Annotated in this window: 11 protein-coding genes; 6 read left to right on the top strand and 5 right to left on the bottom strand. The window is 38.2% G+C overall.

All coding sequences use genetic code 11. The features are described from left to right. The first annotated feature begins 7 nt into the window (after positions 1 to 7). Both PN470_RS03450 and PN470_RS03455 read left to right on the top strand, forming a co-directional pair. Positions 8 to 322 (top strand): HigA family addiction module antitoxin, encoded by a 315-nt coding sequence (locus tag PN470_RS03450; protein WP_002737909.1) that lies wholly within the window; start codon positions 8 to 10, stop codon positions 320 to 322. Between the two features lie 168 nt (positions 323 to 490). After that, positions 491 to 4681, top strand: a complete 4191-nt coding sequence (locus PN470_RS03455; RefSeq protein ID WP_272103663.1) for a CHAT domain-containing protein — start codon at positions 491 to 493, stop codon at positions 4679 to 4681. A 79-nt stretch (positions 4682 to 4760) separates the two neighbouring features. Here PN470_RS03455 and PN470_RS03460 read toward each other — a convergent pair whose 3' ends face one another. The 5 genes from PN470_RS03460 to bchL all read right to left on the bottom strand — a co-directional run bounded on the left by PN470_RS03460 (position 4761) and on the right by bchL (position 9665). After that, positions 4761 to 5171 carry a hypothetical protein gene (locus PN470_RS03460; protein WP_272103665.1) on the bottom strand — a complete coding sequence of 137 codons (411 nt, stop codon included), beginning with the start codon at positions 5169 to 5171 and terminating at the stop codon, positions 4761 to 4763. A 333-nt stretch (positions 5172 to 5504) separates the two neighbouring features. Continuing rightward, positions 5505 to 6308 carry a nucleoside phosphorylase gene (locus tag PN470_RS03465; RefSeq protein WP_272103667.1) on the bottom strand — a complete coding sequence of 268 codons (804 nt, stop codon included), beginning with the start codon at positions 6306 to 6308 and terminating at the stop codon, positions 5505 to 5507. Positions 6309 to 6385: 77 nt separating this feature from the next. Beyond that, a complete protein-coding gene (locus PN470_RS03470) occupies positions 6386 to 7786 on the bottom strand; it encodes a ferredoxin:protochlorophyllide reductase (ATP-dependent) subunit N (protein WP_069473983.1) in 1401 nt (466 codons plus the stop codon). Positions 7787 to 7802: 16 nt separating this feature from the next. Further along, the gene (locus tag PN470_RS03475; protein WP_002773284.1) at positions 7803 to 8567 is read right to left on the bottom strand and encodes a DUF5331 domain-containing protein; all 765 of its coding nucleotides are present in this window, start codon (positions 8565 to 8567) and stop codon (positions 7803 to 7805) included. Positions 8568 to 8795: 228 nt separating this feature from the next. Then, the gene (bchL, locus tag PN470_RS03480; protein ID WP_002773281.1) at positions 8796 to 9665 is read right to left on the bottom strand and encodes a ferredoxin:protochlorophyllide reductase (ATP-dependent) iron-sulfur ATP-binding protein; all 870 of its coding nucleotides are present in this window, start codon (positions 9663 to 9665) and stop codon (positions 8796 to 8798) included. A 458-nt stretch (positions 9666 to 10123) separates the two neighbouring features. On the opposite strand from bchL, the gene PN470_RS03485 reads away from it, so the two are divergent. The 4 genes from PN470_RS03485 to PN470_RS03500 all read left to right on the top strand — a co-directional run bounded on the left by PN470_RS03485 (position 10124) and on the right by PN470_RS03500 (position 12077). Beyond that, entirely contained in the window at positions 10124 to 10969 is an 846-nt protein-coding gene (locus PN470_RS03485) for a hypothetical protein (RefSeq protein WP_272103669.1), read from the top strand. A gap of 4 nt (positions 10970 to 10973) precedes the next feature. Beyond that, positions 10974 to 11159, top strand: a complete 186-nt coding sequence (locus tag PN470_RS03490) for a hypothetical protein (protein WP_002766362.1) — start codon at positions 10974 to 10976, stop codon at positions 11157 to 11159. An 80-nt stretch (positions 11160 to 11239) separates the two neighbouring features. Then, the gene (locus PN470_RS03495) at positions 11240 to 11419 is read left to right on the top strand and encodes a type II toxin-antitoxin system RelE family toxin (protein ID WP_272103671.1); all 180 of its coding nucleotides are present in this window, start codon (positions 11240 to 11242) and stop codon (positions 11417 to 11419) included. A 289-nt stretch (positions 11420 to 11708) separates the two neighbouring features. Next, entirely contained in the window at positions 11709 to 12077 is a 369-nt protein-coding gene (locus PN470_RS03500; protein WP_002738247.1) for an STAS/SEC14 domain-containing protein, read from the top strand. The last annotated feature ends 567 nt before the right edge of the window (positions 12078 to 12644 follow it).

A 12644-nucleotide genomic window follows, 5' to 3' on the forward strand; every position in this document is an offset into this window, starting at 1 on the left:
TAAAATAATGAATGAAGATAAACTAATGCCAATTCATCCCGGTGAGGTTCTTTTAGAGGAATTTATCAAGCCAATGAACCTTAGTCAGAATCAAATAGCTCTGGCTCTTGGAGTTCCTGAACAATGTATTAACGAAATCGTTCACGGAAAGCGGTGTATCACGGCGGATATAGCTCTTCGGTTAGCTCGTTATTTTGATATGTCACCGCGATTTTGGCTGGGATTACAAATGGATTACGATCTGGACGTTGTTGAAGATGAAATAGGAGATCAATTGGACAAAGAAGTTGCTGTAATGACAGTTATTTGTGCAGAAAAGTAATTTGTTTGATATGTTCTAAGGCAGAAACTTGGAATATATCAAACAAATTTGGCATCGATCCCCCTTGACAATCACGAATATTTATTGTATCACGTTAAATCATAAGGTCGCTCTCTCTCAAAAAAAATCACAGTCCATCACATAATCACATCAATCACAGTACAGACAATGAATGAACAACGCACCCAAGCTTATGTTAATTTAATAGAACAGTTGCTCGCTTGTACTGATGATGAGGAACTCAATAATATTCTGCAAGCAAATCAGGAATTGATTGATCCCCAATTCTTGCAGATGATGGAAAACTATGCAATGTGGTTAGAAGAACAAGGAAATAATGATGCTGCGGCTCGGTTACGGAATATGGCGCAACAGTTGGGGCAGTTTCTCAACCCTCAAGCGAGAAGTATAGAGGAGTATCAAGACTATTTTAATTTTTTGATGGAAGTATTGCGAAAAATATGGAATGATCCCAGCCCCCATTTGATTTATCCTTGTTTAGCGCAAAATCTGGATAAATTAGATGAAAACTTCGCCATAGTTTTTCATGACTGGGCAAGACAGGCATTAGCAAAAGCTACAACTGAGCAATTTTATTATATTACCAGAGATGCTTTTAATTTGAGCAATTTAATTAGAGAATTTAGACCAAATAATATTACTCTTAAACAAAAAAATGCCATTAAACAAATTGCCATCGAAGGTTATGAAATAGCTTTATTTAACCTTACTTTTAATGCTTTTCCTATAGAATGGGCAAAGACAAAACAAATAATAGCATCTATTTATCTAGATAAAATCACGGGTAAGAAGACTAATGATGTGGAACAAGCAATCTCTTGCTACAAAGAAACTTTAAAAGTATTTACCGAGGAAAAGTTTGCCGAAGATTGGGCAAGAACAATGATTGGATTAGGTCTTGCCTATACAAACAGAACTAAAGGGAATCGATCAGAAAATCTTGAACTTGCCTTTACCTATTGTATGGAGGCACTGAAAGTTTATAGTTTTGAAGCATTTCCTCAAGAATGGGCAATGACTCAAAATAATCTTGGTAATGTTTATAACAATAGAATTATAGGGGATAAAACAGAAAATTTAGAAGGCGGGATTACTGCTTTTACAAAAGCATTAAAAGTTTATACTTTTGAAAATTTTCCTTATGAATGGGCAATGATACATAATAATCTTGCCAATATTTACTTTAATAGAATCAGAGGAAATAAAGCTGACAATTTAGAAACAGCAATTACCAGTTTGAAAGAATCTCTAAAAATCTGGACTTTTGATGCTTTTCCTTATGAACGATCAGGTGTGCTAAGTAATTTAGCAAATGCTTATAATAACAGAATTAAAGGAGATAAAGCAGAGAATCTCGAACAAGCAATTTTTTATTATCAAGAAGCACTACAAGTTAGAACTTTTGAGATTTTCTCCCAAGATTGGGCAGATATACAAAATAATCTGGCTACTGCTTACCTTTACAGAATCAGAGGCGATAAAGCAGAGAATCTGGAAATAGCGATCTCGGCCTATAAAGAGGTACTGAAAGTCTGGAATTTTGACGATTCCCCCTATAAATGGGCGATGACACAAAATAATCTCGGTAATGCTTACCTTAACAGAATTAGAGGAGATAAAGCAGATAATTTAGAAATGGCGATCTTAGCTTATACAGAAGCATTAAAGGTGAGAACTTTTGAGGCTTTTCCTTATGAATGGGCAATGACAAAACAGAATCTTTCTGGTGCTTACCTTGACAGAATTAGGGGAGATAAGACGGAAAATTTAGAAGATGCGATCTCCTTTTCTACAGAAGTATTAAAAGTATATACTTTCGAGGATTTTCCTGAAAATTGGGCAGCTACGCAAAATACTTTGGCAAGTGTTTACATTAAAAGAATCAGAGGGGATAAAGCAGAGAATCTTGAAAAGGCGATCTTGGCTTATACAGAAGCATTAAAGGTGAGAACTTTTGAGGCTTTTCCTTATGATTGGGCAATGACAAAAAATAATCTCGGTAATGCTTACCTTAATAGAATCAGAGGCGATAAAGCCAACAATTTAGAAATGGCGATCTTAGCTTATACAGAAGCATTAAAGGTGACAACTTTTGAGGCTTTTCCTTATGATTGGGCAACAACACAAAATAATCTGGCTAATGCTTACAGTGACAGAATCAGAGGAGATAAAGCAGACAATTTAGAAAAAGCGATCTTAGCTTATACAGAAGCATTAAAAGTGAGAACTTTTGACGCATTGCCACAAGAATGGGCTACGACACAAAATAATCTGGGGAATGCTTATCAAAATCGCATCCGAGGGGAAAGGGCAGATAATCTAGAGTTTGCGATAGAGGCTTTAAATCTGTCTTTAGAAGTTTATACCCGTGATGATTTTCCTGAATATTGGGCAAGGTCACAAAATAATCTGGGGGCTGCTTATTTATATCGTATCAGAAGGGAAAGGGCAGATAATCTAGAGTTAGCGCTCGCAGCTTATAACCAGTCTTTAGAAGTATATACCCCGACAGCTTTTCCCATAGAGTGTTTACTAACAGGACGAAACTTAGGAAATACTGCTAACCTTATCGAAGACTGGGAAACCGCCATCAAAGGCTATAACTTAGCGATCGAAGCCGTAGAAAATATCCGACTCGAAGCCTTAAACCCCCAACGACAACAAGAAATCCTCTCCGATGCAATGGATGTTTATCATGGCATTGTTCAATCCTATCTCAACCTCAATCAACCAGATCGCGCCTTAGAATATGTTGAACGTAGTAAAACCCGCTATCTAGTCCAATTGCTTACCGATCGAGATATCTATCCTAAAGGTGATATCCCCCAAACTATTATTACCGAATTAGATCGCCTCCGTCGTGCCATTATTGGAGAAGAACAACAGTTAGCCATCCAAGAACAAACCCGCAATAGGGGAGGAATTTTAACCCTAGATGAACAAAAACAACCCATCTTAAATGACTATACTCACCTCAATCAGTTAAAACAAGAATTAAATCAACTCATTGACCGTGAAATAACCCCCATAGATCCCACTTTTAGCTTAACTCAAAAGGTTGAAAGTATTCCTCTAAGTGAGATTCAATCCTTAATTGATCAAGATACTGCCATCTTAGAATGGTATATTGCAGGGGATAGTATTATGGCGTTTATTGTTACGGCTGAAGGTTTGATCCCCCCTAACCCCCCTTCAAAAGGGGGGAATAGTGAGGTACAAGGGGTTAAAGTTTGGCAATCTTCAGCAGAAGATCGAGAAAAATTGATTAATTTTATTAAAAATTATCGTGATGCTTACGAAAATAATAAAACCGCGTGGATTAATAATCTTAATGATTGTTTAAATCAACTATCAGAAATTCTCCACATTGATGAACTTTTAGAACTGATTCCTAAATCTTGCTCTCGTCTCATCCTAATTCCCCATTGGTTTTTACATATTATTCCCCTTCATTGTTTACCCCTAAAAAATGGACAATTTCTCTATCAACGCTTTTATAATGGTGTGGGATACGTTCCCAGTTGCCAACTTTTAAAACTGGTAAAATCATTACAGCGTGAGAACTTTACTCGTCTTTTTGCTATTAAAAACCCCACCAGAAAAGACCTAAAACCTCTCTTGGGTGCAAATCTAGAAATCGAGAGAATTAGTCAAGGATTTGCTGCAGAAAAAACCATTATTATTGGGGAATTAGAAGCATCAGAACAAACCCTAGAAAACCGTCGTCAAGAATTACAAGCATCCCATTGTCTTCACTTTTCCTGTCATGGTAAATTTAATAATGAATCCCCTAGAGATTCCGCTTTAATGTTAGCAGATCCAGACGGTAACTTAGGAGAATTAGCTAACCTAACCCTAGCAGAAGTATTTGAAAAATTTGACTTAAGAGAATGTCGTTTAGTCACTTTTTCTGCTTGTGAAAGTGGTATAATCGAAAGTAAAGCTGATAGTATTAGTGATGAATATGTCGGTTTACCGAGTGGTTTTCTATTTGCAGGTAGTTCTAGTGTTGTTAGTACCCTTTGGACAGTAGATCCCCTAGCAACTACGTTATTTATGACTAAATTTTATCACGATCTTAAACGGATTTCTATCCAAGATCAAGGGAGTATTGCTATTGTTTTAAATCATACTCAAACTTGGTTAAGAACATTGAACAGTAAAAAATTAGCCAGAATTAAAGATAGTCAAAAATTCCAGCAATTACTCGATCGAGTCTTTGAGAGTAAACGGGATAGAAGAAAATTCCAAGACTTATTAGAAGCTGCGGTTAAACGTCAACCCTATCCCTTTGCCAATCCCTATTATTGGACTGCATTTATCGCTACAGGGGTTTAATCTATTGTTCCTTGAGAATACAATTAAGTTGAGGTATTCTCCCCCCTTTTTAAGGTGGGTTGGGGGGGATCACTTTGATTTAAGAATCGGAAGAAGTTTGACAAAATTTATCCATTCCTTCCTCTTGAATATAAATAGCAACTGGAGTTGATAAAAGTCCTGCTACTCCAGGCGGACACATAAAACATCCTGCGATAATATCTGTTAAAGGGGGAATAAGTGCAGGTAAATATGTTTCTCGCAAAGTTTCATACTTCGGTTGACAAATAGAATCACGACATTTATTAAGAATAATAACAAACCAACGAAAATCAGCCTTATCTTCTACCCCTTCAATACCGTTACGAGTGGCAATAGATTCAGCAGCATCTGCTAAATCTCCCTCCCATTCCTCAATAACATCAAGTGCAATTAAAACGTTCTCATTGTCCGCAAATTGAATACGGTACTGAGCAATTTTTTCCAGTGTTAACTGCGTTGTGTCTGACATAATACCATCCTTAAAGCTAAAACCAATTTTTTCCCATTATCTCACCTTATAATCGTCTCGTCGCTAAAGGTTTTGACTTTACCGATGACAAGTTAATCCGGTCAAAATTAGCTTAGAAGACTAAGAAGAAGCGAATTTTTGGGGGTGAGAATTTACTTTTGTCAAAAATCATTACATATTCGCAACAAAATACACTTTTTTGAGCAAACTAATATACCATACTTAGACAAGGCGATCGATTATTTTGTCCCAAGAATTACGCGCTAAACTTATCTCCTGTTATCCCGAAAGTCAGGAAAAAGAGGAAGTCTTAATGAAGATGATTTCTGAACATTAATCAATTGAGGATAGGGAGAGGTTGCTAACGGTCAATATTGCCACCTGAATCGCTTTTTCAATGGCCTGTTGTTTGCTTTCTAAACTAATCCCTTCCTCTTTACTTCTTGCGGCAATCACAGCACAAATACAAGCGGCAGTAAATCCATAAACCCCCGCCATTTTAAATAAAGTTCCCGCTTCCATTTCATAATTGAGAATATTTAAACGTCGATATTCTTCCGTAATTCCCTCTAAATGGCGCTGAAGATAAGGGTTAGCAGAAGACAGGATTCTTTCCTGTCCTTCATAAAAACTATCCACAGAAGCGGTAATACCTAAATGATAATTTACTCCCAAAAATTGAGCCGATTTGACTAGAGCAACTGTCAAAAAAGGATCCGCCACTGCGGGATATTCCGGAGGAGCAATATCATTAGCTGCACCTTGCCTACATAAAGCCGCTTGCGAGATAATAATATCACCAATTTTTATTCTATTTTGAATTGCGCCACAAGTACCAATACGAATAATAGTTTTAATTCCCACCTGTATTAATTCATTAACCACAATACTCAAAGATGGCGCACCCATGCCACTGGTAGCCAGAAGAATTGGGGTAGAATTATCTAGATAGCCAAGATAACTATTTAATCCGCGATAATCCGATAGTAAACGTGCATTTTGTAAATAAGTTTCAGCAATATAGCGCGAGCGTTCTGGTTCCCCCGATAATAGGGTGATAGTCGGTTTTACTGTGCCTAAATCCTCACTGCTAAAGTTGAGATGATAGGGTTTTTGGTGAGATAAGTTATTGGACATTGAAGTGAACTAAATACAGAAAAAAGGTAAGGAATTGATTTTCCTTACCTGATGATTGTACACTTTTGACAACAGAATTACACTTTTGCTGACTCTTTAACTAACTTATCCCAACCCAATTCCTTGAGGTTATTGTTGCGACGCAGGGGACGAGTAGCTAACTCTAAAATATCTCGCGCATTGGTAAAACCATGAATTTGAGCAAATGTAAATTCTACCGACCATTTAGTGTTAATTCCCCGCGCTTCTAAGGGATTTGCATGGGCCATTCCTGTAATTACTAAATCAGGTTTTAACTCGTAAATGCGCTGAATCTGATTGTAGTTATCGGGTTTTTCGATAATTTTCGGGATGGGAACACCCATATCATTACAGGTTTTTTCTAGTAACGCTAATTCGGCCGCTTGGTAGCGTTTATCCATGTAAGGAATACCGATTTCATCACAAGTCATCCCGCAACGAATTAGGAAACGTGCCAGAGAAATTTCTAGTAAATTATCCCCCATAAAGAAGACCGATTTACCGCGCACAAGTTGCAGATAATCCTCTAAACTTTCCCAAATTTTTGCCTCTCTTTCTTCTAATCCCTGGGGTTGTACTCCCAAAACCGAACAGATTTTTTCTATCCAAGCGCGGGTTCCATCCGGACCGATGGGAAAGGGTGCGCCAATTAATTTACACTTACGACGACGCATTAAAGTGGTGGCAGTTCGTGATAGAAAAGGATTGACACCAGCCACATAATAACCTTCTTCAATTACCGGTAATTCAGTAAAACGTTTGGCCGGCAACCAACCATCTATTTTAATTCCTTGTTTTTTTAATTCTAGGGTTAAATTAGTCACAATTGGGTCGGGAACAGAACCAAATAAAACTAAAGGATGATGGTCTTTATATTCCGATTCTTCCTGTTTAATTTCTTCTTTTTTACGTCCAAAAGTTAAGAGTTTCTGGATGGCATTCCGTTCTTCTTTTTCATCTTCATGCTTAACTTTTTCGGGACATTTATGCACCATGGCAGCGAGGACGGTATCTTCTCCTTGGGTAAAGGCATAATCTAAACCATTAGCGCGTGCTGTCACGATAGGAATACCGATTTCTGACTCTAGTTTCGGTGCTAATCCTTCTAAGTCCATTTTGATGATTTCGGTGGTACAAGTACCAATAAAAACGATAACGCTAGGGTTTCTATCTCGTTTAATTTGTAAGCAGAGGCGTTTTAGTTCTTCGTAGTCTTTTAGTTGAGCGGAAATATCCCCTTCTTCTAATTCGGCCATAGCATAACGCGGTTCGGCAAAAATCATCACCCCCATGGCATTTTGCAGGAAGTAACCACAGGTTTTTGTGCCGATAACAAGGAAGAAACTATCTTCGATTTTTTGGTATAACCAAGCAACACAGCTAATTGGACAAAAGGTGTGATAGTTGCCGGTTTCACAATCAAATTGTAAAGCGCTCGGTTCTTGAGTGGCAGTCATGTTTTTTGGTTCTCCTTTAACTTGGTTTATTTAGGTTTTCTTGTTGTAACTCTTGGCGGATTTTTTGCAGTACAGGATCCTCAGTAGGATATAAAGAATTACTTAATTCTCTTTCTTTCTTTTCTAGTCGTTTTTTCTCAGGATCAAAATTTAATCCTAAAACTTCTAGAAGTTTGTTTCCATCGGAACTAAGCTGACAAAAGGGATACATCCACACTGATAATTGAGATTCTAAAACGGTCATTGCACCTATAATGATGTCAGCACTAGGACGTTTACCACCGTCGGGAGTTTTTCGCCAGGAATCTTTAGAATCCATTAAAGACTTAATCCACGGTTGATTGTTTTGGTAGTAATCTAACCATTTATCTGGTAAGATTTTTAGCAATTCCTCAAAAATAATTACTTTGTTTTTTTCGACTGATAATTGTTTTTCTCGGAATCCGTTGAGATATTCAGTGTGCGAATTAGAAATCAGTAGTTCTTTTTCCGATTTTTCCAACTCCTTTTTTTCAGAATCAAAATTTAGTCCTAAGACTTCTACCAGTTTGTCCCCATCGGAACTAAGTTGACAAAAGGGATACATCCACACTGATAACTTAGGTTCTAAAGCTGTTGCTGCCGCTATAATTATGTCAGCACTAGGACGTTTACCACCATCGGGAGTTTTTCGCCACCAGCCTCTAGAATCCATTAAAGACTTAATCCAAGCTTGATTATTTTGGTAGTAATCTAACCATTGCCGCGGTAAGGTGGCTTTTAATTCCTCAAAGTTGCTCATTTTGTCCCCTTGGCTAAATAATGATGTTTTCCCTATTAGAATTCCCAATGAGAGGAAAAAATGATCATTATCAAGTCCTCGATAAAATTCGTGGGTAGGGTGGGTTAGGTGACGATAAGTTAGGCTATTAACTAATAAGTTAATTCTTCGCCGTAACCCACCCAGAAAAAGAGTTTATTGGTGATTATTGGTGGGTTACGCTGTCCCTAACCCACCCTACAAAATAATCTAAACCATCATTAGATCTAATTCCGCCTCGGCGTTAACTTTGGGTTTATCAGCATTAAGATAGAAATCCGATAATAAAGTGAATAATTCCCGGTCGGCAGATTCTTTGGGAATAACTCCTTCTGGTTTGGCTAAAATCTGATCGGCAATGTTGAGATAATAGTCACAAACGTAACTTAACATCGGATCTTTGTCGGCCATTTCAAAGAGAGTTTGACCTTTAACTCTGGAGACGCGAATATCTTCAATTAAGGGTAAAACTTCTAACACTGGCATGGGAACATGATCCACATATTTATTAATTAAATCGCGTTTTGAGGTGCGATTACCAATTAATCCGGCTAGTCGCAGGGGATGGGTGCGCGCTTTTTCCCGGACGGAAGCGGCGATGCGATTGGCGGCAAAAAGAGCATCAAAGCCGTTATCTGTGACAATTATGCAGTAATCGGCGTAATTTAAGGGTGCGGCAAATCCTCCACAGACCACATCCCCCAAAACATCAAACAAAATCACGTCAAATTCATCAAAAGCGTTCAATTCTTTTAATAATTTCACCGTTTCCCCGACGACGTAACCACCACAACCAGCACCGGCCGGGGGTCCACCCGCTTCCACACATTTGACGCCACCGTAACCGTCATAGATAACGTCTTCGGGCCAGATGTCTTCGTAGTGAAAATCTTTTTCTTGTAGGGTATCGATGATTGTGGGAATCAGAAAGCCTGTCAGGGTGAAAGTGCTATCATGCTTGGGGTCACAGCCTATTTGTAGGACTTTTTTGCCTCTTTTGGCTAAAGCAGCCGAAATATTACAGCTTGTTGTCGATTTACCGATGCCACCTTTTCCGTAGACTGCGAGTGTTAAAGGCATGGAAGTTCTCCTAAATGTACGCTTGAATGGTGAGTTTGTTTATCAGTGCTTTGATCGCAATTATTGACCATCTCCCCACCCCTTGGCAAGAGGCTCAATTTTTATCTGCTATAGCTAGAGTGAGAATAAAAGCTTAAAAATTAGATTAACAATTTTTTACAGCCTATAAAGTCTCTGAAATCGACAAAAACTTATAAAAACAGTTTTATTTATATATTTAATTTAAATGCAAACAATAAACAAAAAACCGCCAAAGCTTTACAAAAACTCGATAAACAGGGTTTTACCGTGCCAAATCCAGATAAAAAAGGTCAAGATAGAGCCAGTCTAGAGACCGATGTCAGATTTTCGTGAATAATCATTACAATTTTCCTGGTCAGCAGATTAAATAAATCGATCCTGAGAAGGACGCCGAAAGGCTGTAGTACAATTAGAACAAAGTACCTGTAGGGTTTCCTATGCGAGTTAAGCAAAAAACGCTGACTACACTCTTATTAGAGAATAAAGCTCCTAAATATCGTCCTTTTCTGGGTTTTTTTCTGGCTGGGTTTCCTTTTCTGTTTTTAGCCTATGTAGTTTTTTCCCAGCGCGCTTATCTCGACTGCATTCGGTTAGGTACAAAAAGGATAGATTGTCAATATGTCCAAGAGTATAATTTTCCTATTTCTAGTCGGGAAAATTTTTCTTTAACTCACATTAAAGCTACGGCTGTCTATCAGGAAGTTTTTATCAGTGTTGAGCAGGAAAAAACTGTTAATAACGCGGTTTTATTGGTCGGAAGAAATAACCATCTCTACATCGAGAATTTTCTAGATGTGCAGTCAGCTAGTGATTTTAAAACTCGATTTGAGAATTTTGTGAATAGATATCAAGCTCAGGAAATTATTGCCAAAAGTCCCCTAGATACCTTGTCAGTACTGCTAGAACAGCATCATAATTATCCCTATTATCTCTGGGGTATGTTATGCTTATTCTCTGGTCTATTGTTATTTTATGATGCCAGCTATTGGGAGAGTTATGTCTTTAATCAGGGTACCGCCACCCTAACCCGTAGGCGACAACATTTAATTTTTAGAAGTGAAAGCGATTATCTTCTAAAGAGAATTGTTGAGGCAAAGATAAAAGATTACAATGGCTTTTTAGGGTCTAATTACCGAGGGATTATTTTAATCTTATCCAACGGGGAAAAAATTATTCTCAATCGCCGGTTACTGGAATCTATCAGTAACGGAAAAAGGGAAGAAAAAATCCTAGCAATGATTGCCGAAAAGTTAAACTTAACTCAAGAAGACCTGTTAATCTAAGTAAATGCGCTCAAATTCTAGTTATTTAAAGTCTCTTTTTTTCGGTTTCCTATTGGTGACTGTGTTAGTTTATGTATTACGCGGCATGGGAATATTATCCTTTTTACCCGGAGGATTAATTTTGTTATTAATTCTCTCTTCCGTGGTGACGGGAATCCTCTACGGAATCGATAAAACCCGCCGTTTTTAGGAAAATATTGGCTCTTCCTTCCAGTCGAGATACTGGAATCACTTCAACAGAATTAAAATACAAATTATTTGGAGATAGACTTGGCTAATTATATTCTACTCAGACAAGCAGAACGCTCCTTAGAAAGGATGCCTAAAAATGATCAAATTCCTATTCTTGAAGCTTTAGATACTTTGATTTCGGATTCTACAAAATTAGATATTAAACCCCTTTACGAAAGAGATGAACTAAGATTGCGAGTAGATAAATATCGAGTGTGATTTTTTGAAGATAGAGATAACAATCTATAGGTCATTACAACTATTAAACCTCGCGGCGATGTCTATAAATAATACCAGAACTCTTTTCTAGAGTGCTGTTTCTCCTTTCGCCATAAGACAGTGATTCACAGAAGTAAGGAGTTTCTGGTGTTTTCCACTGTTTTACCGCTTCTCATGCTTAATATCGTCTTCCATAATGTCGAGGTTATAGCTCGTCTAGTAATTCTGGTGAAACCGTCTATTCGTGATATCATAGAGTTAGACTTCGACCATTTGGGAGAGGCAAACTATGATAGATTATAATTTAGACGCGGCGCATAGCATTCTCTGTATGCGACCTACATCTGCACTTGCGGCGGAAGATTTTGTCAAGATTGCAGAGGCAGTGGATCCCCACATTGAAGCCACTGGTGGCCTTGCTGGCGTGATCATTGAAGTTCCCGAGTTCACTGGTTGGGATAGTTTTGGTGCCTTGGTCGCCCATTTCCAGCTCATACGCGACCATCACAAGTACGTCAGTAAAGTTGCAGTGGTGACTGATTCCACTCTGGTTAAACTGATCGAAAGTCTGGCTTCCCACTTTGTCTCAGCTGAAGTTAGGCAGTTCCCTTGGGGGGAAACCGAGGTAGCGACCCAATGGATCTTGGGCGGTTCCTGATTCCCTTGCAGTATAATAGACATTTCCAGAAATTAACCTCAATCTGGCCTAAATTTTGGAGATGTCTAATAAGTAGTCGTGCAAAATTAATTTCCTAGTCGAGACAGGAGACTCCGAGACGGGAGACTCCGAGACAGCTATTAGGGATCGGATTTGAGTTTTCAGTTCACTGTTTCCTCACACCAGAAGTCTGACGGAGTAGTGGCTTAGATGTGTAATTAATTTTGCTTAGGTACTTACCAAATCGGTTTTTAATAGTATGATTGACTGCCAAGTTATGAATTGTTTTTCGCTGCTCCCGGCTCTTCCAGCTTTGGTGGGTAAAATGTATTCTAAGATACATTTCTCAAGAGCGAGGGGGTGGAACGAACCACAAAGACACAAAGGACACAAAGATCGATCGATCATAATGTAAGTTAAACTTATCACACAGAACCTAGAAGAGCCTGCTCCCTGCTCTTCTATGCCTTTTAACAGGATTTAGCCATAATCGGTGGAGTTGTTAGGTTTCCTTCCGAGGGACTAACCTACGAAACTCACCCCATCACCGGCCAATTGATTTTTTTA

Source organism: Microcystis sp. CS-574 (assembly GCF_028329095.1).
GTDB classification, from domain to species: Bacteria; Cyanobacteriota; Cyanobacteriia; order Cyanobacteriales; family Microcystaceae; genus Microcystis; species Microcystis ichthyoblabe_A.